The sequence below is a fragment of the Agromyces sp. Marseille-Q5079 genome, from assembly GCF_051016555.1.
Lineage (GTDB): Bacteria > Actinomycetota > Actinomycetes > Actinomycetales > Microbacteriaceae > Agromyces.
Map to the genome: position 1 here is coordinate 411,535 of NZ_JBPEJF010000003.1, position 22,564 is coordinate 434,098.

Sequence of the window (22,564 nt, forward strand, 5' to 3'; positions counted from 1 at the left end):
CCTTTAGGTGTTGGGAACCATTTTTTTTGGAGAGTTGATCCTGGCTCAGGACGAACGCTGGCGGCGTGCTTAACACATGCAAGTCGAACGATGAACCCGGAGCTTGCTCTGGGGGATTAGTGGCGAACGGGTGAGTAACACGTGAGTAACCTGCCCTGGACTCTGGGATAAGCGTTGGAAACGACGTCTAATACCGGATAGGACCCTGGATCGCATGATCTGGGGTGGGAAAGTTTTCGGTCTGGGATGGACTCGCGGCCTATCAGCTTGTTGGTGAGGTAATGGCTCACCAAGGCGTCGACAGGTAGCCGGCCTGAGGGTGACCGGCCACACTGGGACTGAGACACGGCCCAGACTCCTACGGGAGGCAGCAGTGAGAATGTGCACAATGGGCGCAAGCCTGATGCAGCAACGCCGCGTGCGGGATGACGGCCTTCGGGTTGTAAACCGCTTTTAGTAGGGAAGAAGGGCTTCGGCTTGACGGTACCTGCAGAAAAAGGACCGGCTAACTACGTGCCAGCAGCCGCGGTAATACGTAGAGAGATCCGAGCGTTGTCCGGAATTATTGGGCGTAAGGAAGCTCGTAGGCGGTTTGTCGCGTCTGCTGTGAAATCTGGAGGCTCGCCTCCAGCCTGCAGTGGGTACGGGCAGACTAGAGTGCGGTAGGGAGAATGGAATTCCTGGTGTAGCGGTGGAATGCGCAGATATCAGGAGGAACACCGATGGCGAAGGCAGTTCTCTGGGCCGTAACTGACGCTGAGGAGCAAAAAGCGTGGGGAGCGAACAGTTAGATACCCTGGTAGTCCACGCCGTAAACGTTGGGCGCTAGATGTGGGGACCTTTCCACGGTTTCCGTGTCGTAGCTAACGCATTAAGCGCCCCGCCTGGGGATACGGCCGCAAGGCTAAAACTCAAAGGAATTGACGGGGGCCCGCACAAGCGGCGGAGCATGCGGATTAATTCGATGCAACGCGAGGCCTTACCAAGGCTTGACATGACCGAGAACGCCGCAGAAATGTGGAACTCTTTGGACACTCGGTTACAGGTGGTGCATGGTTGTCGTCAGCTCGTGTCGTGAGATGTTGGGTTAAGTCCCGCAACGAGCGCAACCCTCGTCGCATGTTGCCAGCACGTAATGGTGGGAACTCATGTGAGACTGCCGGGGTCAACTCGGAGGAAGGTGGGGATGACGTCAAATCATCATGCCCCTTATGTCTTGGGCTTCACGCATGCTACAATGGCCGGTACAAAGGGCTGCGATGTCGTAAGGCGGAGCGAATCCCAAAGCCGGTCTCAGTTCGGATTGAGGTCTGCAACTCGACCTCGCGAAGTCGGAGTCGCTAGTAATCGCAGATCAGCAACGCTGCGGTAGAATACGTTCCCGGGCCTTGTACACACCGCCCGTCAAGTCATGAAAGTCGGTAACACCCGAAGCCGGTGGCCTAACCCTTGTGGAGGGGGCAAGTCGAAGGTGGGATCGGTGATTAGGACTAAGTCGTAACAAGGTAGCCGTACCGGAAGGTGCGGCTGGATCACCTCCTTTCTGGAGCAACTCAGGAACTTTCCAGGTTCCTGAGTTGCTCATAGAAAGGAGATTGATCCAGCCGCAGCACCGGTACGACTTGTTACGACAGTCCTCGCCGATCCCGCCGACGAAAATGGGTGGGCCACCGCGGCTCAGCCATTTCATGGCGGAAGCGGTAAGGCCGAAACATGATACCACGGCGTTGCTGATCTGCGATTACAACGTCGGGTGCAGACCTCAATCCAGACTGGACCGGCTTTTTTGTTCGCTCCGCCTTACACGCATGCGTGAAAGCCGTTTAGATGATGATGACATCATCCTACCGCTCCACCAGGATCTCACATGGGAGTTCCCCGCAGTTACGTGCTGAAGAGGTGCGCTCGTTGCGGAAACTGGCCCAATCACGGCGCGAAGGCAACATGCACCACCTGCCGGCAGTGATCCAAAAGTTCCACGACTCTGCGGCGTTCTCGGTCATCAAAACTGGTAGGTTCTTCGCCTTGCACATCAGATTAATCACATGCTCCGCCGCAGTGCAGGCCCCCGGTTGCAACGCTTGCGGCCGCTGCGGGGCTATCTTAATGCGTTGGCTGCGACACGGGAAACAGTTCTCCCAGCGCCCAACATTTGGCGTGGACTTCAGAAGTATCTATATTCGCTCCCCCACTTTCGCTCCTCAGCGCATCAGTACCCCTGGCGGGCGCCTTCGCCATCAGTGTTCGATATCTGCATTTCCACCGCTGCCCGGCTACTAAAACTGGAGGCCCACTTCAGATTTCACAGCAGACGCAGCAAACCGCCCCCGGGCCTTTGCACGCCCAATAATTCCGGACAGCTGCCCGCTATTACCGCGGCTGCTGGCGTCGCTCGAGGTGCCGTCAAGCCCCTTCTTCCCCTGCTAAAAGCGGTTTACGAACCCGAAGGCCATCAAACGCGGCCTGTCAGGCTTGCGCCCATTGTCGTATTCCCCACTGCTACTTGCTGGAGCCGTGTCTCGATCCCGGTGTGGCCGGTCTCAGGCCGGCTACCGTCGACGAGCCATTGCCGCCGGCAAACGGTAGGCCAGTCCGTCCCCGGGCGAAAAACTTTCGCAGATCATGCAGACGTCGTTTTTCCAACAAATCCCCAGAGTCAGGGCAGATTGCTCGTGTTACTCACCCGTTCGCCATAATCCCCAGAGCAAGCTCGGGTTCATCGTTCGACTTGCATGTTAAGCACGCCGCCGGCGGTGAGCCAGTCAAGCTCTCAAAAAATGGTTCCCAACACCCCGAGGAGTCCGGACGACTATAAAATCAAATTATCCATCAATCAAAAAGTCATACCCACCCCGGAAGCAGGCTGAAATTCGATAAATGACGGCGTGAAACTGCCGAGACTGAGCACGCTGTGTCTCAAGCCGAACCCGCAGCCTTCGGGACGGCCACCACGCCAGCCGCCATAACCAAACCGCCTCGCGCAAAAACACTGGGACCCCAGCCACGTCCGCACTCCGGGAAACCGGCGTAAGCCGGCACCTGAGTGTAGGCTTGAAATCACCGGGGGTGCAAACCTGAATTTATTTGACGAGACGAACCGAGATCGCCGCAACAAATCTACAATCCCCACCCCCCACCCCACACCGTCCACCACACACCCCGGGCGTGTCGCACCCACACCCCACCACAACCCCAGACCAGACGGCCGGAAACACCCAGTCGCGCCCGATCCGGTCGGCGCCGGGGCGGCGCTTCCTCCGGTGTGCGCACCTCGTGACGAGCGGTCCGACCTCGGCTGAACAGCGGTGCACTCGAGATGCCGGCTTCGACCGGGATCTGGCACGGAGCGCCCCCTGCGACCAGACTTGCTCGAAGGAAATTCCACGTGATGTCGATCCGGGGCAGGTGTCGTTCGACGCAGAGGTGAACGGGCATCCGGCCCGACCGAAGAGGGAGAACACCGTGAAGTACATGCTGATCATGCGCGCCGACGACCAGGGCATCGCCAACTACGAGGAGCTCGACTTCACCGAGGTCATCGCGGCGATGGGCGCGTACAACGAGTCGCTCATCAAGGCGGGGGTCCTGCTCGCCGGCGAGGGGCTGGCCGACGCGCAGGAGGGGTTCGTCGTGGACTTCGACTCGACCCCGCCGGTCGTCACCGACGGCCCGTACGCCGAGGCGAAGGAACTGTTCAACGGGTTCTGGATCATCGGCGTCTCCAGCAAGGAGGAGGCCGTGGAGTGGGCGAAGCGGTGCCCGCTCGGTCCGGGCACGCGACTCGAGGTGCGCCGGGTGAACGAGCTCGAGGACTTCCCGCAGGACAACGAGTGGATCCAGAAGGAGGCCGGCTGGCGGGCCGACGCCGAGGCCGCCGCGGCCGGGGAATGACGAGTCGCACGCGGCCGGACGACCGGAAGGGCGTGAGCGGAACATGAGCGAACGCGGAGCGGATGCGAGCGACATCGCGACGACCGAGACGAGTGCGGATGCCGCGGTCGATTCGGATGCGACGAGCGAGGTCGCGCGTGCAGACGCCGCCGGCCGCGCTCGTCGCGCCGTCGCGGCGGTCTGGCGCATCGAGTCGGCGCGCATCGTCGCGACGCTCGCCCGCTTCGCCGCGGGCGACGTCGAGCAGGCCGAGGACCTCGCCCAGGAGGCGCTGCTCGAGGCGCTGCGACAGTGGCCGGTCGACGGGATCCCGTCGAACCCGGGCGCTTGGCTGACGACCGTCGCGAAGCGGCGGGCGATCGACACATGGCGCAGGCGCGAGCGGCTCGATGCGCGCTACGCCACCATCGCGCACGACCTCGAACAGCGCGGCGAGGCGGCATCCGACCGGGGATGGGACCCCGACACGATCGACGACGACGTGCTCCGGCTCGTGTTCGTGTCGTGCCACCCCGTGCTCTCCCGCGAGGCGCAGGTCGCGCTCACCCTGCGAGTCGTCGGCGGCCTGACCAGCGAGGAGATCGCACGGGCGTTCCTCGTGCCCGTCGCCACGGTGCAGCAGCGCATCGTGCGGGCGAAGAAGACGCTGACGGCCGCAGCGGTTCCGTTCGAGGTGCCCGAGCCGCAGGACTACCCCGCACGCCTGGGCTCGGTGCTCTCAGTGCTCTACCTCGTGTTCAACGAGGGCTACCTGCCCGCGTCGGGTGAGCATTGGGTGCGCCCCGATGTCGCGGCCGAGGCGCTTCGCCTTGCGCGGGTCGTCGCGGCGCTCATGCCCCGCGAGCCGGAGGCGCACGGACTCGTGGCGCTCATGGAGTTCCATGCGTCGAGATTCGCCGCACGCGTCGGTCCCGACGGCGTTCCGATCCCGCTCGACGAGCAGGATCGGACGAGATGGGATCGCGCGCAGATCGAGCGCGGACGCGCGGCGCTCGCCCATGCCGACCGCATCGGCCGCGGCCGGGCCTCGTACGGACTCCAGGCCGCGATCGCCGAGTGCCATGCCGTCGCCGCGCGACCCGAGGACACCGACTGGGCACGGATCGTGATGCTCTACGAGGCGCTGGGTCGCATCGCGCCCTCGCCCGTGGTCGAGCTGAACCGTGCGGTCGCGGTCGCGATGTCGACCGGGCCGGCGAGCGCGCTGCGAATCCTCGACGACCTCGCGCGCGCAGGACGACTCGCCGGGTATCCCGGACTGCCGGCGGTGCGGGGCGAGGTGCTGGCACGACTCGGCCGTACCCAGGAGGCGCGGGGCGAACTCACCACCGCCGCGCGTCTCACGGGCAATGAACGCGAGCGAGCGGCGCTGCTCGAGAGGGCCGCCGCGCTGGGGAGTGCGTGAGCCGTTCCGACACCGGGTGCGCCGCGCACCGCGGGCATCAGGCCACGCCGCGGCATCTGCTCACCCGACCGGCGTCAGGACCTGCAGGGTGGGCGTCGCGATCGCTGAAAGCGGAACGAGATCGCACGTCGCGGGCTTCTGAGTGAGCGCTCATTCAATTACACTTCCCGCATGACCGAGAAGCCGACCCGTGCGAAATCGCTGAGCCGTGACGAACGCCGGGCGTCGATCATGGACGCCGCGATCCCGCTGCTCGTGCAGTACGGGCGGGACGTGACGAGCAAGCAGCTCGCCAAGGCGGCCGGCGTCGCCGAGGGGACGCTCTACTCCGTGTTCGACGACAAGGACGAGATCATCCACGCCGCGATCCACCGGCACATCGAGGCCACCTCGATGGTGGATGCCATCAGGGACATCCCCGGGGCCACCGAGCTCGACGAAGTGATCCGCCAGATCGTCGAACTCACGCAGCACCGCACCCAGCAGATCTTCGCGCTCGTCGCGATCCTCGGGTTCCACGAGCGCACGCCCGAGAACGCCAAGCGTCGCCCGCCCGACAACGAACCCGTCATCCAGGCGATCGCCGACGTGCTGCTGCCGCACCGCGAACAGCTCACGGTGTCGCCTCGACGGGCCGCTCAGTTCATCCGGTACGCGACCTTCTCGATGACGCATCCGCTCATCACCGGAGGCGACATCGTGCCGGCCGAGGAGATCAGCGCGCTGCTGCTCCACGGCTTCTCCACCCCATCTCCCGGCGACCGCGCTCCCGCGACCGCCGCCGAACGCGACGCCGCGGCATCCGCCGTCGGTACCACCGCCGCATCCGCATCCGCCACCTCGTAGAAAGCCGCATCCGCATGCTGATGACCCTGTTGAAGCGCTACGTGAAGCCATATTGGTGGCTGGTCACGGGCGTGATCGTCTTCCAACTCGCCCAGTCGATGGCGTCGCTCTACCTGCCGACCCTGAACGCGGACATCATCGACAACGGCGTCGCCACCGGCGACACGGCGTACATCCTCACGACCGGCGGATGGATGCTGCTGATCACCCTCGCGCAGGTCGCGTGCTCGATCACCGCCGTGTTCTTCGGCGCGAAGGTGGCGATGGCCGTCGGCCGAGACCTGCGGCGCGGGGTGTTCCGCAAGGTCGGCGCCTTCTCCGAGCGCGAGGTCTCGAAGTTCGGCGCCCCGTCGCTCATCACGCGCACCACGAACGACGTGCAGCAGGTGCAGATGCTCGTGCTGATGACCTCGACCATGCTCGTCTCCGCACCGATCCTCGCGATCGGCGGCGTGATCATGGCGATGCAGCAAGACCTCGAGCTCTCCTGGCTGATCGCGGTCAGCGTCCCGGTCCTGCTCATCGCCGTCGGCCTCATCGTGACGCGCATGCTGCCGCTGTTCCGGGTGATGCAGACCAAGATCGACCGCGTGAACCTCGTGCTGCGCGAGCAGCTCACCGGCATCCGCGTCATCCGCGCGTTCGTGCGCGAGCCCGTCGAGCGCGATCGGTTCGCGGTCGCGAATACCGAGATCACGGATGTCGCGACGCGCGCCGGGCGGCTCATGGCCCTGATGTTCCCCGTGGTCATGGCGGTGCTCAACGTCTCGAGCGTCGCCGTGCTGTGGTTCGGCGCGTTCCGCGTCGAGGACGGCAGCATGCAGGTCGGCACGCTCATGGCGTTCCTGCAGTACCTGATGCAGATCCTCATGGCGGTCATGATGGCGACGTTCATGGCGGTGATGATCCCGCGGGCCTCGGTGAGCGCCGACCGCATCGGCGAGGTGCTGGACACCGAGTCGAGCGTCGTGCCGCCTCTCCAGCCCGTCTCCGAGATCTCCATGCACGGTGCGATCGAGTTCGACGACGTGAGCTTCTCGTACCCGGGCGCCGAGGCGCCGGTGCTCCGCGGGCTCACGTTCCTCACCGAGCCGGGCACGACCACCGCGGTCATCGGCAGCACGGGCGCCGGCAAGACGACGCTCGTCAACCTGCTGCCGCGGCTCTTCGATGCGACGGAGGGCAGCGTGCGGATCGACGGCGTGGATGTGCGCGACCTCGAACCCGACGCCCTCTGGGAGCGCATCGGACTCGTGCCCCAGAAGCCCTACCTGTTCTCGGGCACGGTCGCCTCGAACCTGCGGTACGGCAAGCCCGACGCCACCGACGAGGAGCTCTGGCACGCACTGGAGGTCGCGCAGGGCCGCGCATTCGTCGCGGCGATGCCCGGCGGGCTCGAAGCCCCGATCGCCCAGGGCGGCACGAACGTCTCGGGCGGGCAACGCCAGCGACTCGCGATCGCGCGGGCGCTGGTGAAGCGGCCAGAGATCTACGTGTTCGACGACTCGTTCTCGGCACTCGACGTGGCGACCGACGGGCGCCTCCGCCGAGCGCTCCGAGCCGACATCGGCGACGCGTCGATGTTCGTCGTGGCCCAGCGCGTCTCGAGCATCGTCGACGCCGACCAGATCCTCGTGCTCGAGCACGGTGAGATCGTCGCGCGCGGCACCCACGAGCAGCTCCTCGCGAGCTCGCCTACGTACGAGGAGATCGTCTCCAGCCAGCTCAGCGCCGAGGAGGCCGCAGCATGACCACCGAGCAGCGCAACGACGCAGGGCCCGACACGGGCTCGATCAGCGCGGCAACGCAGTCCGAGATCGCCTCGGAGGCCGAAGCCGCCCCCGCACCCTCCGCGGCGCCGCCGCGACGAGGCGGAGGTCCATTCGGCGGCGGCGCCCAGGGGCCCGTGCAGAAGGCCATGAACTTCGGCCCCTCGGCCAGGCGCCTGATCGGCCGGCTCCGTCCCGAGGCCTGGCCCGTCATCACGGTCACGATCCTCGCGATCATCGGCGTGGTCTTCACCGTGCTCGGCCCGAAGCTCCTCGGCGAGGGCACGAACATCATCTTCGAGGGCGTGGTCTCGTCCGCCCTCGGGCAGCAGATGCCCGCGGGCACCACCCAGGCCGAGGCCGTCGACATGCTCCGGGCGGCCGGGCAGGACGACATCGCGAACATGGTCGCCGCGATGAACGACTTCAGCGTCGGTGCCGGCATCGACTTCCAGGCGCTCGGCATGGTGCTCATCGGCGTGCTCGTGCTGTACCTGCTCGCATCGCTCTTCATGTGGCTGCAGGGCTGGGTGCTGAACGGGGCGATCCAGCGCACCGTGTACCGCCTGCGCGAGGACGTCGAGGAGAAGATCAATCGCCTGCCCCTCAAGTACTTCGACGGCCTGCAGCGCGGCGAGGTGCTCTCGCGGGTCACCAACGACATGGACAACGTCTCGCAGAGCCTGCAGCAGACGATGAGCCAGATGCTCACCTCGTTGCTCACCGTCGTCGGCGTGCTCGTGATGATGTTCACGATCTCCCCGTTGCTCGCGCTCGTCGCCCTCGTCACGGTTCCGCTGTCGGCGGTGATCACGGTCGTGATCGCGAAGCGCTCGCAGAAGCTCTTCGCCGCCCAGTGGAAGCACACCGGCGCCCTCAACGCCCGCATCGAGGAGACCTTCAGCGGCCACGCGCTCGTCAAGGTGTTCGGCCGGCAGAAGGAGGTCGACGCGGCGTTCGACGAGAAGAACGACGAGCTCTACACCGCCAGCTTCGGCGCCCAGTTCGTCTCGGGCATCATCATGCCCGCGATGATGTTCGTCGGGAACCTCGTCTACGTGGCGATCGCCGTGGTCGGCGGCCTCATGGTGGCCGCCGGGACCATGCGCCTCGGCGACGTGCAGGCGTTCATCCAGTACTCTCGGCAGTTCACGCAGCCGCTCAGCCAGCTCGGCTCGATGGCGAACCTCCTGCAGTCGGGCGTTGCGAGCGCCGAGCGCATCTTCGAGCTGCTCGACGCCGACGAGCAGGACTCCGACCCCGCGACGCCGGCGTCACCGGCATCCGTGATCGACGGCGGGGAATCCGGCGCACGGCTCGCCTTCGAGGACGTCTCGTTCAGCTACTCGCCCGAGAAGCCGCTCATCGAGCACATGAACCTCGTGGCGGAACCCGGCTCGACGGTCGCGATCGTCGGCCCGACCGGCGCGGGCAAGACGACGCTCGTGAACCTCATCATGCGGTTCTACGACGTCGATTCCGGCCGCATCACGTTCAACGGCGTCGACATCGCGGACATGACCCGCGACGACCTGCGCTCGCGCACGGGCATGGTGCTGCAGGACACGTGGCTGTTCGGGGGCACGATCCGCGACAACATCGCCTACGGTCGCCCGGGCGCCACGGAGGAGGAGATCCTCGCCGCGGCCGTCGCGGCCTACGTCGACCGGTTCGTGCACGCGCTGCCCGACGGGTACGACACCGTGCTCGACGACGAGGCAGGCAACCTCTCGGCCGGCGAGAAGCAGCTCATCACCATCGCACGGGCGTTCCTTGCTCGACCGAGCGTGCTGATCCTCGACGAGGCGACGAGCTCGGTCGACACCAGGACCGAGGTGCTCGTGCAGAAGGCCATGGCGGCACTGCGCGCCGACCGCACGAGCTTCGTCATCGCGCACCGGCTGTCGACCATCCGCGACGCCGACGTGATCCTGGTCATGGAGAACGGCTCGATCGTGGAGCAGGGATCGCACACCGAGCTGCTCAACGCCAAGGGCGCCTACTACCGCCTGTACAACGCGCAGTTCGAGGCGCCGGTCGACGAACAGGTCTGATCGGGGTCACGACGAAGGGGCTGTGCGCGAGCGATCGCGCACAGCCCCTTCGTCATCGCCGGATGTCGCGGGTCAGGCCTTCGGGGAGTCGGAGTCCGAGTCGGGCGCCGAACCGGGCTCGGCGCCGGGTTCCGGCCGCGGCTCGACCGCCGGCTCGGCGTCGGTCGCGGTCTCGGCCCCGGATGCCGGTGCCTCCGTGTCGGAGGGAACCGAGCCCGATGCGTCGGACGTCGGCTGCCCGGCGGACGGCTGCGCGGCGGACGGCTGTGCGGCCGACGTCTCGACGCCGGCGCCGGCCGTTGCGAGCACGGGTGCGACCCGGCTGCCGCCGTCCTTCGCGCGGGCGGCGCGCTTGGCCGCCCGACGCTCGCGTCCGCCCTCGACGAGGTTGTAGAGCACGGGCAGCACGACGAGGGTCAGCACCGTCGACGACAACAGGCCGCCGATCACGACGATCGCGAGCGGCTGCGAGATGAAGCCGCCGTGTCCGGTGATGCCGAGCGCCATCGGCACGAGGGCGAAGATCGTCGCGAGCGCGGTCATGAGGATCGGCCGGAGACGACGGGATGCGCCGTGCACGAGGGCGTCCCGCACGTTCATGCCCCGGTCTCGGTATTGATTCACCAGGTCGACGAGGACGATCGCGTTCGTCACCACGATGCCGACCAGCATCAGCACGCCGATGAGCGAGGGCACGCCGAGCGGGACGCCCGTGATGACCTGCAGCGCGATCGCGCCGGTTGCGGCGAACGGCACCGACACGAGCAGCAGCAGCGGCTGCAGGAGCGAGCGGAACGTGGCGACCATCACGATGTAGACGATGAGGATCGCGGCGAGCAGCGCCAGCCCGAGCTGCGAGAACGACTCCGCCTGGTCGGCCGAGACACCCCCGATCTCCGCCGACGTGCCGGCCGGCAGGTCGACCTCGGCGAGGGCGACCTGCACGTCGGCGTTCGCGGCCGTGAGGTCGTCACCGGACGGAGTGGCCGTCACGGTCGCGCTTCGGAGCCCCTGCACCGTGGTGATCGAGGTCGGGCCGTCGACCGTCTCGACGGCCGCGAGTGTGTCGAGCCGGACGAGTCCCGTGGCCGTGGGGATCTCGAGCGCCTGAAGTTCCTCGATGGTCGTCGGCGGGTTCTCGTCGGCGATGTAGATCGTGAGCGTCTGCTCGTCGATCACGATGGAGCCCTTGGTCTGCGGGGACACATTGCCCGACACGTACCCGCCGAGGGCGACCTCGGAGTACCCGGCCTCGGCCGCGGCATCCCGATCGATCTCGACCGCGATGTACTCGCGCGATTCGCCGAGGTTCGAACTCACCTGGGTGAGCGAGTCGAAGCTCTCGAACTCGTCGACGACGGCATCGGTCGCCTTCTCGAGGTCTTCGGCGTTCGAGGCGGTGATGTTCACCGCGATGTCGTTCGAGGCGCCGAAGCCGCTCGATGCCGTGAGGGTGACCTCGCCGACGTCGGAGAGCCCGTCGATCTCGTCCCGCACCTCGGCCTGGAGCGCCTCCTGGTCGACATCCTCGTCGGTCGTGATCGAGTAGGTCACCGTCGCGCCGCCGCTGCCGAAGATGGCGGCGAGGTCCTGCCCGCTCGACCCGATGGAGGTCTGCACGGTCTCGACGCCCTCGGTGCCGCGGATCGCGTCCTCGACCGGCTCCGACGCCGCATCCATGGCGTCGAGGCTCGTGCCGACGGGCAGCTCCTGGGTGACCTGGAACGTGTTCTGTCCGGAGGAGCCGAGGAAGTTCGTCTTCATGAGCGGGGTCATCGCGACGGTGCCGGCGAGCACCAGCACCGCGATGAGGATCGTCACGACGCTGTGCTTCAGGGTCCAGGCGATGATCGGGAGGTACCCGCGCTGCAGCCGCGAGGGGTGCTCGAGCTCGTCGACGTGGGGTGCGACGACCGCCGGAGCGGCCTCGAGCACGGCCGTGCCGCCAGCGGGACGCCCGGATGCCGCGCCCACGCCGGGTGCCGGCCGGCCGAGTCCGGCCTCGCCCTCGGGTCCGCGGAGCTCGGGCGCGAGCCAGACGTCGTCGACGAACGCCGCCGCGGCGACCTCGGCCTCCTCCTCGTGCCGGTGCAGCTTCGCGGGCTTGAGGAACCAGTACGCGAGCACGGGCACGATCGTGAGCGAGACGAGCAGCGACGCGACCAGCGCGATCGTGACGGTGAACGCGAACGGACGGAACAGCTCGCCCGTCACGCCCTCGACGAGCGCGAGCGGCAGGAACACCGCCACCGTGGTGATGGTGGACGCCGTGATGGCGCCGGCGACCTCGCGGACGGCGTGCACGATCGTGGACGCCTTGTCGACGCCGGCGACCAGGTGCCGCTTGATGTTCTCGATCACGACGATGGAGTCGTCGACGACGCGCCCGATCGCGATCGTGAGGGCGCCGAGGGTCAGGATGTTCAGCGTGTATCCCGTGGCCTGCAGCCCGATGAAGGTGATGAGCACGGAGGTCGGGATCGAGATCGCCGTGACGAGGGTCGCGCGCACCGACATGAGGAACAGCAGGATGACGATCACGGCGAACGCGAGCCCGAGCAGCCCCTCGGTCGCGAGCGACTCGATCGACTGCTGGATGTACGGGGCCTGGTCGAAGACCACGGTGAACTCGGCACCGGGGTTCGTCGTGTCGAGCGAGGCCTGCAGGTCGGGCAGCAGGGCGGTGACGGCGTTCGAGACCTCGACCGTGTTCGCCGCGGGCAGCTTCGTGACCTGGATCGTCAGCGCGGGCTCGCCGTTCACCCGCGAGATGCTCGTGACGGGGTTCTCGGTGACCTCGACGGATGCCACGTCGCCGACCGTGATCGCGACGGGCACGCTCACCGCGGCGGCCGCGGCGCCGGGCAGCGCGGTCGCGTCGGGCAGCGTGACGCCATCGGGAAGCGCGCCGGATGCGGCATCCGCGTCGGTGTCGGCCGGCTGCTGCTCGGTCGCGCCGAGCACCGGCAGTGCCGAGAGCTCGTCGATGTCGGTGATGCGCGTGCCGGTCTGCACGGCGTAGGTCTTGTCGTCCTCGGTGATCGATCCGGCGGGGATGAGCACGCCGTTCTGCGCGAGGGCGTCGCCGATGGCCTGCGAGGTGATGCCGTAGGCGGCCAGCTTCTCGGCGTCGGGCGTGATGGTCACGCGCTGGCCGACGTCGCCGACGAGGGTCGCGTCGCGGACGCCGTCGACGTCCTTGATCTCGCCGAGCGTGGTGCGCGTGATCTCGTCGGACAGGGTCGCCGGGTCGTCGGCGCCCGTCACGGCGATCTGCAGGACCGGGAAGTCGTCGAGGCTCAGGGCGAACACCTGGGGGTCGACGTCGTCGGGCAGCTGGTTCTGGATGCGGTTGACCGAGGAGAGCAGCTTCTGCTCGGCGAACGCGAGGTCGGTGCCGTACGTGAAGCTCGCCGTCACGCGCGAGAAGCCGGTCGAGCTCGTCGTCGAGGTGTCTTCAAGGCCGGTGATGCCCTGGATCGCCGTCTCGATGGGCGTCGACACGTCAGTGTTCACGACGTCGGGCGACGCGCCCGGGTACGAGGTGACGATCGTCAACTGGGGGAAGGAGATCGAGGGCGCGAGTTCCTGCTTGAGCGAGGTCAGCGCGAGCCCGCCGAAGATCGCCACGACGACGGTGACGAGCGCGATCAGGGCACGGTTCTTCATGCTGAGTGCAGCGAGCAGTGACATGCGGTCAATCCTCGCAGCACGCCGGGGGCGTTTCGGTCACGGATGGCTGTGAACTCGGGCATCCGATCGGCGCGATTTCGTCGCGCCCACTAGCCCCGTTCGGGGGACGGCCGGTAACGTTCGGGATGGATGGGGGTGATCCGGTGGTCTCGATGACGAGGGCGTCGCAGCGCACGGGTGTTCGATACGCCCTGCTCGGCGTCGGGCTCTCGGCCGGCTGGCTCGCGCTCACCCTCGTCACCGGCGGGCAGAGCGCCACGGCCGATGAGGGCGAGGCCCCGTCCGGCCTCCTCGGAGCGGTCGGCTCCCTCGTCGGCGGCGTCTCGCAGACGACCGACGCGGTCGGCGGCACGCTCGAGACCGTGCTCGACTCCGTCACGGCTCCCGTGAACACGGTGCTCGATCCTGTCGTCGAGGTCGCGCCCGAACCCGTCGCCGAGGTCGTCGACACGGTTCCCGACCTCGTCGACGACACCACGGAGGCGGTCGGCGGCATCGTCGACGCGACCGACACGGCCGTCGTCGGGATCGTCGAGGACACGACCTCGACGGTGACGGATGTCGCGAACGGCGGCACGGTCGGCGGGCTCCTCGACCCCGTGGCCGGCGCCGTCGACGACGTGGTCGACGACACGCCGATCGTGGACGGACTCGTCGACGGGCTGCTCGGCGACCGGGCCGTGAGCGTCGTCGTGGCCCCCGTGACCGGGCTGGTCGACGAGACCCTCGACCATGTCGTCGGGTCGACCGGCGAGCTGCCCGACGGCGTGCTCCCCACCATCCCCGCGATTCCAGTGCTTCCCGGCGACGGCGCCGACGACCCGGTGGTCCCCGTCGACCCCGGTGTCCCGGGCACGGCCGGCGGCGAGCCGACGATACCGGTCGCTCCGAATCCGGCCGCCCGGCCGCATCCGCCCGCCGCCGACCGCGGCGACGCATCGGCTCGCTCCACGACGTCGCCCGACCGCTTCTCCGATCTCGGTTCACCGCCCGACCCGGTCGTCGGCGCGCATCAGACCGCGTCGGGTCCGGCGTCCCTCGCCCCGCCAGGCGGCGCGGGCGGACCGTCGAGCGCGCCCGTGGGCACCGGCGGCTCCGGCGGCTCCGGCGGCGCAGGCTCGGGAGCCGGTTCGGCCGGAGGATCGGGCGCTCTCGGCTCCGACACGGTCGACGCGTCGCTGGGGCTCGATGCGACCGTGTCGCTCGCACTCTCCGCGGCCGATGATGACGCACTGCCGTCGTCGCCGGTGTACGGCACCGACACCACCCCTGACTGACGGGGACCGTTCCGCCCGCCCTCGCGGGCCGTTCATTCGGCACGCCCGGACGACGGCGGACACGGTCATCGCTCCACGCGTGGAGCATCCGCATCAATCCAGTCAGGAGAACACCATGAACCTCAAGCGGTTCGCCATGAGGGCGCTCTATGCGACCCTCGCAACCGGGGGCCTCACGCTCCTCGGCGCCGGCGTCGCGCACGCGTCCGAAACGGGCGGCGACGACGGCATCCTCTCGGGCACGCAGGCGATCGTCTCGATCGAGGTGCCGGTCACGGCCTCGGGCAACGGCATCTCGATCCTCGGCGATTCGTCGTCGACGGATGCCGCGACCGAGGTCGCACCCGCACCCGCGGAGGCGGCGGCAGAACCCGCAGCCGCCACGAGCGGTGACGACTCGCTGCTCGGCGGCCTGCAGGGCCTCGTCGACGTCTCCGTCCCGGTGACCGTCGGCGGCAACGCCATCTCGGTCGTCGGCGACAGCGAGTCCACGGATGCCGCGACCGAGTCCGCCGGATCGGCCGGGTCAGAGGGCAGCGCCTCGACCTCGGGTGACGACGGCGTCCTCGGCGGCACCCAGGCGGTCATCGACGCCGCGGTTCCCGTGACGGTGGGCGGCAACGCCATCTCCGTCATCGGCGACTCGTCGACGACGGATGCCGCGACGTCCGTCGAGCCGTCAGGCGCGACGGGCTCGGGCGACGGAGCGTCCACGAGCGGCGACGACTCGCTGCTCGGTGGCACCCAGGCGATCATCGACGCCGCGATCCCCGTGACGGTGGGCGGCAACGCCATCTCCGTCATCGGCGACAGCGAGTCGGCGGGCGCCGAGACGGTCGTCGTGCCGGGAACGGGCGGCGGTTCCGCCACGACGGATGGATCCGACGGGCTGCTCGGGGGAACACAGCTCATTCCGGACCTGTCCCTGCCCGTCACCGTCGGTGGCAACGCCGTCTCGGTCGTCGGCGACAGCGTGACGGACGGGACGACGACCGTCGTCGACCCGGCCGATCCCGCCGACCCGACGGACCCGACGGATCCCGTCGACCCGACGGACCCGACCGATCCTGTCGACCCGACCGATCCCGCCGACCCGACCGACCCGACCGACCCGGGCACGCCGGGCACACCGGGCACGCCGGGCACGGACGGGACGGACGGGAGCACCGGCGGCAGCACCACGACCGCGGCGTCCACGACGGTGACGAGCGTCGTCACCGCGAGCGACGACGGCATGCTCGCCTCGACCGGAGCCGGCACGAGCATGCTCCCGCTCGCGGGGCTCATGCTCGCGCTCGGCCTCGTGCTCGTCGGAATGCGGCGGTTCGCCCTGCAGGGCTGAACCACGGCGAAGCGGCGGTCCGGACCTCGACGGTCCGGCCCGCCGCTTCGGCCTGCCGTCAGACGACCGACGCGAGCAGTTCGGGCTCGGGTTCGCCGAGCGGCGCCCCCGCGAGCGAGCGCCACGCTCGCGCGAGCGCCTGCACCGCGGCATCCGTCGCCTCGGGCGTCTGGCAGATCGGCAGTCGGAGGAAGCGCTCGAAGGCGCCGTCGATGCCGAAGCGGGGACCGGCGGTGATGATGAGCCCCTCGCGACGCGCGGCGAGCGCGAGCTGCGAGCTGACCGGCGCACCGAGGCCGACCCAGGTCACGATGCCGCCGTCGACGTGCGGCACGCTCCATTCGGGCAGCAGCTCGGCCACGCGCCGCTCGAGCCGGTCGCGACCGGCGCGGAGTTGTTCGCGACGCAGCTCGAGCACCTCGTCGAAGCGCTCGAGCGCGCGGGCCACGAGCAGCTGTTCGAGGATCGGCGTGCCGAGGTCGCCGGGGGACCGCACGGCGAGCAACCTGCGGATCAGGGGTCGGTCGGCGCGGATCCAGCCGACCCGGAGCCCGCCCCAGACCGTCTTGCCGACGCTGCCGATGAGCACGGCGGGTCCGTCGGCGGCCATGGGCGGATACTCGCCCACCCGGTCGATGTCGAGGTCGGCGATGGTCTCGTCGGCGATGACGACCGTGCCCTGCCGCGCCGCGGCATCCAGCACCATCGCCCGCGACTCGCGGCTCATCGTGCGCCCGGTCGGGTTCTGGAAGTCGGGCATCAGGTAGGCGATGACGGGATTGGAGTGGCGGATCGCCTGCACGAGCCCCGCCGCCTCCTCGCGGTCGACCTCGGCGCCGGCGTCACCGGTGGCACGCGGCACGACCGGCGTTCCGACGAGGCGCGCACCGGCACCGCGCAGCGCCTCATAGGCGTGCGGATAGGTCGGCGCCTCGATCACCGCCCGGTCGCCGCGGGCGATCACGGCCCGGGAGACCAGCGCGATCGCGTGCTGCGCCCCGATGGTCACCATGACCTGGTCGGGCGAGGTGGGCAGTCCGCGCGCGGTGTAGCGGTCGGCGATGGCCTGCCGCAGCGACGGGATGCCGATCGCGTCGTACCCGGCGTCGCCCAGGTGCGCGGGAAGGTCCTCGGCGGCCTGCCGGGCCAGGTCGGGGAGCCACGGCAGGGCCGACGGCGCAGCCTTGGAGAAGTCGAGGTACTCGGACTCGAGCGGGACCGGCAGCATCAGGGGCGCGCCGGGGAGGCGGGCGACACTCCCGGAGCCTCGAACGCTGTGCAGGTGGTCGAGCTCGCGCAACCGCCGGTACGCCGCCGCGACGGTGGTGCGGCTGAGGCCGAGTCGCTCGGCGAGGTCCCGCTCGGCGGGAAGGCGGGTCTCGACCGGGACGCGCCCGTCGACGATCAGCAGGCGGATGCGGTCGGCGAGCGCCTCGTACGCGCTGCCCGTGCCACGCCAGTCGCCGAGGAGGAGTTCGAGTGAGCGTGCGCTGAGCGACCGATCGACCATCAGGCCACTTTAGGAGAATTGGATGTATACGGGAAGTCCAATCATGGAATTGGATTGAGCCATGCTCCGCCGATTCTCCTCATTCCGCGATCCTGCGCCGATCCTCGCTCGGCGCCTCGTGCAGCTGTACGCCGGCCTGCTGCTCTACGGCATCGCCATCGCGCTCATCGTGCGCGGCGAGCTCGGGGTCGCCCCGTGGGACGTGCTGACGCAGGGCATCGCGAAGCAGACCGGGCTGAACTTCGGCCTCATCACGGTCATCACGAGCGTCTTCGTGCTGCTGCTCTGGATCCCGATCCGCCAGAAGCCCGGCTTCGGCACGATCATGAACGTGCTCCTCGTCGGGCCCGCGGCCGATCTCGGCCTGTGGCTGATCCCCGCCGGCCTCGACCTGTGGGTGCGAATCCTCCTGCTCGCCGCCGGCATCCTCGTGCTCGCGGTGGCCACCGGCCTGTACATCGGCGCGCACTTCGGCCCGGGTCCGCGCGACGGCCTCATGACGGGGCTGCACCGACGGACCGGATGGCCCATCTGGATCGTGCGCACGAGCATCGAGGCCCTCGTGCTCGCAGCCGGGTGGCTGCTCGGCGGCAACGTCGGCATCGGCACCGTCGCGTTCGCCGTGCTCATCGGCCCGCTCTGCGGGTACACCATCCCGCTGTTCGCCATCAGGCGCGCCCCGGTCGAGGCGACGGATGCCGGCGCCTCCGGCGAGCGCGCACCCGTCACCGCGACCCCCTGAGCCCGGAGGGTCGACGCGTCGGGACACCCGTCGACCCGCCGTACCGACGAGGCCCCGACCGGAGGATGCGGTCGGGGCCTCGTGCCGTCCCCGCTACAGGTTCCGCTCCGCGTAGACGGTCATCGCGTCCCGCACGAACCGGGCGCCGTCGCCGCCGCCGTAGTTCGCACCGAAGCGGTCGTCGGCCACGTACATCTCGGCCAGGCCGAGGAAGTACTCCCGGCTCGGGCCCCGGGCGCCGCCGCCCGGAGTGCCGGGGATGCCGCGAAGCCACTCGAAGTGGCGCTGGGCGAGCGCCTGCGCCTCGTCGCCGGCCGGGTCGATGCCGCGTTCGTGCGCGGCGATCCAGTCGCCGCTCAGCTGTGCGAGCCGCTCCTGCCAGGCGCGCTTCTCCTCGGCGCTCATCGAGCGCCACCAGGCGTCGGACTTCGCGTACGCGTCTTCGCCCCAACGCTGCTCGACCTCCTCCTTGTACTGGGTGTGGTCGAACCCGTCGAACATCTGCTCCGCCATGAGTCGTTCACCTCCTTCCAATGAATCGATCGTCTGCTCGACCGACGCGATCTGCCGCGCCAGCCGGTCCTGCTCCCTGCGAAGCCACTCGAGGTGACCGCGCAGGGCGTGGGGCGCCCGGTCCTCGCGCTCGAGGACGTCGGCGATCGCCGGGAGGCCGAGGCCGAGCTCGCGCAGCAGCAGGATGCGCTGCAGTCGCACGAGCGCCTCGGCGTCGTAGTGGCGGTAGCCGTTCGACGCGACGCGGGCCGGCGCCAGCAGCCCGATGTCGTCGTAGTGACGCAGGGTCCTGCTGGTGGTGCCGGCGAGTTTCGCGATCTCCTGGATCGACCAGTCCACGACGTGCTCCTCTCGGTGATCATCGGGGCGTTCACCCCCACGGATGCCACGTTAGAGATTGACGCTACGTCAAGGTCAAGCTCGCGGCATCCGCTCTCGGGTTGCATTCCGTGTAAACGCGATATATCGTGACTCTCAGCACACGCGATATATCGCGACATGGATTTCGGGGCGGGTGATCGACCTCCCCGCCCGCAGAGAAGAAGGAGCACCTCATGAGCATCGAGCAGTGGGTCGTCAACCCCGGGGAGTCCCGCGTCATCGACCTCGAACTCGTCCGTCGCCTCAAGGTCAGCCTGATCGGCGGCAAGGTCGACGTCATCGCCCACGACGAGCCCGGCGCCCGCGTCGAGATCACGGGCGTCACCGGCAAGGACCTGAAGGTCTCGATCGACGGCGACGTGCTCGAGATCGACCACCCGCAGCTCGGCTGGGACAACTTCATCGACGTCTTCAAGGGCTGGGCCGGGTCGGCCAAGGCCGACGTCTCGATCCTCGCCCCCCGGCACATCGCGCTGAAGCTCGGCATGGTGTCGGGCGACGCGCTCGTGTCGGGGTTCACGACCGACGCGAAGCTCAGCACCGTCTCGGGCAGCCTGGTCGTCGACAACCACGAGGGCGACGTCGAGGTCTCGAGCGTCTCGGGCGAGATGTCGGTCGGCAACCACGTCGGATCCATCGACGCGCACTCGGTCTCGGGCGACGTGATCGCGACCGGTCGCATCCACCGCTTCGACGCCGACACCGTCGCGGGCGACATGATCCTCGATGCGCAGGGCACCCCGTCATCCGTCGACACGAACACGGTCTCCGGGTCACTGACCGTGCGCTACGACGCCGGCGCTGGCGCCCGCTTCCGCATCAACACCGTCGGCGGCACCGTCCTGCTCGACGACACGCGCATCAAGGGCGTGCTCGGCAAGGGCTTCGAGCGCATCACGGGCGAGCTCGCGGGCGAATGGCTCGACCTCGGCGCGAACAGCGTCTCGGGCTCGATCTCGGTCATGACCCGGGTTCGCACCGACACGGCGGATGCCTCGGGCACCACCCGCACGACCACGACGACGGGCACGTCCGACGCGAGCGACACGAGCGCAGCATGACCCCGCCGGTCTTCGCCCACGGCAGCCTGCGCCTGTACCTGCTCGCCCTGCTCGAGGAGCAGCCCCGCCACGGGTACGAGCTGATCCAGGCGCTCACCGAGCGCTTCGGCGGCACGTACACGCCGAGCGCCGGCACCATCTACCCGCGCCTGTCCAAGCTCGAGGAGGAGGGACTCGTCACGAAGTCGACCGACGGCCGCAAGACCGTCTACGAGATCACCGCGGCCGGCCGGGCGGAACTCGAATCCCGTCGGCACGAGCTCGACGGCATCGAGAACGAGGTTACCGACTCGGTCCGCCGCCTCGCCGACGGCGTGCGCGCCGAGGTGAACGAGGCGATGCGCTCACTGCGGGCCGAGCTCGCCAGCGCGGCCCGAGAGGCCAAGCGGGCGGCGACGGATGCCACGGCGAGCTCGGCCTCGACCGGTGGCGCCTCCTCCGCCGCCGGGTCGGCGGACCGCGGTCGCATCGACGTCGAGCGTGCACTGCAGGACGCCGACCTCGCCGTCGCCGCGTTCCGCCAGCAGCTCCGCACCGACCTGCGCACGCACCGCGATCGGGTTCGACCCGAGGCGGTCACGATGCTGAAGGCCCGCCTCGAGCAGGTGCGCGCCGACGTGCTCGCGACGTTCACCGAACGCTGAAGCCCGACCGGCAGGGTCGGCACGAGGCGCTCCGCCGCCGACTGCCGGCCCTTTCCGGGTGTCGGCGGCCGGTGGTTGCATGAGGAGATGACGGACGTCACCCTCGTGCCCTGGTCGGCCGCCGACCTCGACCTCCTGCGTCGGGCCAACACGCCCGAGCTGATGGACCAGATGGGCGGGCCCGAGACCGACGAGCAGGTCATCGCGCGCCACGCCAGGTACCAGCGCATCCGGCAGGAGGGCACGGGCTTCCAGTTCCGCATCGTGATCCCGGGCCATCCCGAGGGGGTCGGCATGGTCGGCTACTGGGACCTCGAGCACGGCGAGGAACGCGCCTTCGAATCCGGCTGGTCGGTCGAGGCGGAGTACCGGGGCCGCGGCATCGCCCCCGCCGCCGTGCGCGCGATGCTCGACCTGGCTCGCGCGAGCGGCGACCTGCGGCCGGTGCACGCCTACCCGCGCGTCGACAACCTCGCGTCGAACGTGGTCTGCCGCAAGGCGGGGTACACGCTCCTCGGCCCCCTGGAGTTCGAGATCAAGCCCGGCCTCGTGCTGCATACGAACGACTGGGTGTACGACCTCACCGCGCCGTCGGCGTAATCTCGAGCCGTGCGCACCTACCTCGCCGTCGCCCTGGGCGGCCTCGTCGGCACCGGGCTGCGCCTGGCCTGGGATCTCACGCTGCCGCACGCCGAGAACGAGTTCCCGTGGAGCACCCTCATCGTCAACCTCATCGGCGCGCTCCTCCTCGGGTGGCTCGTCGGCGGACTCTGGACCCGGCCCACCATGCCGACCTGGGTGCGGGCAGGCGTCGGGGCGGGCGTGCTCGGGTCGTTCACGACGATGTCGGCCGTCATGGCCGCACTCCCCCTGCTGACGACCTCCGGCGAGGTGTGGCTCGCCGCCCTCTACCTCGGCGTCTCGGTGGTCGGCGGACTCGCCCTCGCCGCACTCGGCCTGCGCCTCGGATCGCTGATCGCCCACCGACCGATGCCCACGACGGTCACCGACGCCGGGCAGACCCTGTGACGGCCACCCTCGCCCCGATCGTGGTGATCGCAGTGCTCGTGGCCGGATCCGCCGGTGCGGTCATCCGTTTCGCCCTGTCGCGGGCCCTGCCCGTGCGACCGGGGCACCTGCCGGGCGGCATCCTCATCGTCAACGTCGTGGGGTCGGGCATCGCGGGCGCCGTGATCGGCCTCGCCGAGCGTGCGGCGATCGGCGGCGACCTCCAGCTGATCCTCGTCACGGGCTTCTGCGGCGGCCTCACGACCTTCAGCACGTGGAGCGTCGAGACCATCGAGCTGCTCGACGGCGGCCGATGGCGCGCCGCGATCCTGAACGTGCTCCTCACGCTCGTGCTCGGGGCCGCGACCGCAACGATCGCGTACCTGCTCGCGCGCTGACTTGACATGGGGCGTGGCGGGTGTAGTGTC

General features: G+C 68.9%; 16 protein-coding genes and 2 rRNA genes. 14 read left to right on the plus strand and 4 right to left on the minus strand.

The genetic code is table 11. The features are described 5' to 3' along the window. Positions 1-23 precede the first annotated feature (23 nt). Positions 24-1,543, plus strand: a 16S ribosomal RNA gene (locus ACR3IO_RS09380). A 44-nt stretch (positions 1,544-1,587) separates the two neighbouring features. Here ACR3IO_RS09380 and ACR3IO_RS09385 read toward each other — a convergent pair. Beyond that, a 16S ribosomal RNA gene (locus ACR3IO_RS09385) occupies positions 1,588-2,778 on the minus strand. A gap of 684 nt (positions 2,779-3,462) precedes the next feature. On the opposite strand from ACR3IO_RS09385, the gene ACR3IO_RS09390 reads away from it, so the two are divergent. The 5 genes from ACR3IO_RS09390 (at position 3,463) to ACR3IO_RS09410 (ending at position 9,965) form a co-directional block, all read left to right on the plus strand. Then, positions 3,463-3,891, plus strand: a complete 429-nt coding sequence (locus ACR3IO_RS09390; RefSeq protein ID WP_434070925.1) for a YciI family protein — start codon at positions 3,463-3,465, stop codon at positions 3,889-3,891. A 43-nt stretch (positions 3,892-3,934) separates the two neighbouring features. Continuing rightward, the gene (locus ACR3IO_RS09395) at positions 3,935-5,296 is read left to right on the plus strand and encodes an RNA polymerase sigma factor (RefSeq protein ID WP_434070926.1); all 1,362 of its coding nucleotides are present in this window, start codon (positions 3,935-3,937) and stop codon (positions 5,294-5,296) included. A 171-nt stretch (positions 5,297-5,467) separates the two neighbouring features. Then, positions 5,468-6,142 (plus strand): TetR/AcrR family transcriptional regulator, encoded by a 675-nt coding sequence (locus ACR3IO_RS09400; RefSeq protein WP_434070927.1) that lies wholly within the window; start codon positions 5,468-5,470, stop codon positions 6,140-6,142. Positions 6,143-6,156: 14 nt separating this feature from the next. After that, positions 6,157-7,893, plus strand: a complete 1,737-nt coding sequence (locus ACR3IO_RS09405) for an ABC transporter ATP-binding protein (RefSeq protein ID WP_434070928.1) — start codon at positions 6,157-6,159, stop codon at positions 7,891-7,893. Next, a complete protein-coding gene (locus ACR3IO_RS09410) occupies positions 7,890-9,965 on the plus strand; it encodes an ABC transporter ATP-binding protein (RefSeq protein ID WP_434070929.1) in 2,076 nt (691 codons plus the stop codon). The genes ACR3IO_RS09405 and ACR3IO_RS09410 overlap by 4 nt, the downstream gene beginning before the upstream one ends. A gap of 72 nt (positions 9,966-10,037) precedes the next feature. Here ACR3IO_RS09410 and ACR3IO_RS09415 read toward each other — a convergent pair whose 3' ends face one another. Then, the gene (locus ACR3IO_RS09415; RefSeq protein ID WP_434070930.1) at positions 10,038-13,658 is read right to left on the minus strand and encodes an efflux RND transporter permease subunit; all 3,621 of its coding nucleotides are present in this window, start codon (positions 13,656-13,658) and stop codon (positions 10,038-10,040) included. 152 nt (positions 13,659-13,810) lie between these two features. Here ACR3IO_RS09415 and ACR3IO_RS09420 point away from each other — a divergent pair, with 152 nt between their 5' ends. Together ACR3IO_RS09420 and ACR3IO_RS09425 are read left to right on the plus strand one after the other, a co-directional pair. Beyond that, a complete protein-coding gene (locus tag ACR3IO_RS09420) occupies positions 13,811-14,935 on the plus strand; it encodes a hypothetical protein (RefSeq protein WP_434070931.1) in 1,125 nt (374 codons plus the stop codon). 115 nt (positions 14,936-15,050) lie between these two features. Then, on the plus strand, positions 15,051-16,277 hold the full coding sequence (locus ACR3IO_RS09425; protein ID WP_434070932.1) for a hypothetical protein: 1,227 nt from the start codon (positions 15,051-15,053) through the stop codon (positions 16,275-16,277). Between the two features lie 58 nt (positions 16,278-16,335). On the opposite strand, the gene ACR3IO_RS09430 is transcribed toward ACR3IO_RS09425, so the two are convergent. Continuing rightward, entirely contained in the window at positions 16,336-17,787 is a 1,452-nt protein-coding gene (locus tag ACR3IO_RS09430) for a PLP-dependent aminotransferase family protein (protein WP_434070933.1), read from the minus strand. A 61-nt stretch (positions 17,788-17,848) separates the two neighbouring features. Between ACR3IO_RS09430 and ACR3IO_RS09435 the strand changes: the two genes are divergently transcribed. Next, entirely contained in the window at positions 17,849-18,529 is a 681-nt protein-coding gene (locus tag ACR3IO_RS09435; protein ID WP_434070934.1) for a YczE/YyaS/YitT family protein, read from the plus strand. 93 nt (positions 18,530-18,622) lie between these two features. On the opposite strand, the gene ACR3IO_RS09440 is transcribed toward ACR3IO_RS09435, so the two are convergent. Continuing rightward, positions 18,623-19,381 carry a MerR family transcriptional regulator gene (locus tag ACR3IO_RS09440; protein WP_434070935.1) on the minus strand — a complete coding sequence of 253 codons (759 nt, stop codon included), beginning with the start codon at positions 19,379-19,381 and terminating at the stop codon, positions 18,623-18,625. 215 nt (positions 19,382-19,596) lie between these two features. Here ACR3IO_RS09440 and ACR3IO_RS09445 point away from each other — a divergent pair, with 215 nt between their 5' ends. The 5 genes from ACR3IO_RS09445 to crcB all read left to right on the plus strand — a co-directional run bounded on the left by ACR3IO_RS09445 (position 19,597) and on the right by crcB (position 22,534). Continuing rightward, a complete protein-coding gene (locus ACR3IO_RS09445) occupies positions 19,597-20,484 on the plus strand; it encodes a DUF4097 family beta strand repeat-containing protein (RefSeq protein WP_434070936.1) in 888 nt (295 codons plus the stop codon). After that, positions 20,481-21,128, plus strand: coding sequence for a PadR family transcriptional regulator (locus tag ACR3IO_RS09450; protein WP_434070937.1), 648 nt, complete (start codon positions 20,481-20,483; stop codon positions 21,126-21,128). Before ACR3IO_RS09445 ends, ACR3IO_RS09450 begins: the two co-directional genes overlap by 4 nt. 87 nt (positions 21,129-21,215) lie before the next feature. Then, positions 21,216-21,728, plus strand: coding sequence for a GNAT family N-acetyltransferase (locus ACR3IO_RS09455; RefSeq protein WP_434070938.1), 513 nt, complete (start codon positions 21,216-21,218; stop codon positions 21,726-21,728). Positions 21,729-21,737: 9 nt separating this feature from the next. Further along, the gene (locus ACR3IO_RS09460) at positions 21,738-22,157 is read left to right on the plus strand and encodes a fluoride efflux transporter FluC (protein ID WP_434070939.1); all 420 of its coding nucleotides are present in this window, start codon (positions 21,738-21,740) and stop codon (positions 22,155-22,157) included. Further along, positions 22,154-22,534: a fluoride efflux transporter CrcB gene (gene crcB / locus ACR3IO_RS09465; RefSeq protein WP_434070940.1), complete on the plus strand. Its 381-nt coding sequence runs from the start codon at positions 22,154-22,156 to the stop codon at positions 22,532-22,534. Before ACR3IO_RS09460 ends, crcB begins: the two co-directional genes overlap by 4 nt. The last annotated feature ends 30 nt before the right edge of the window (positions 22,535-22,564 follow it).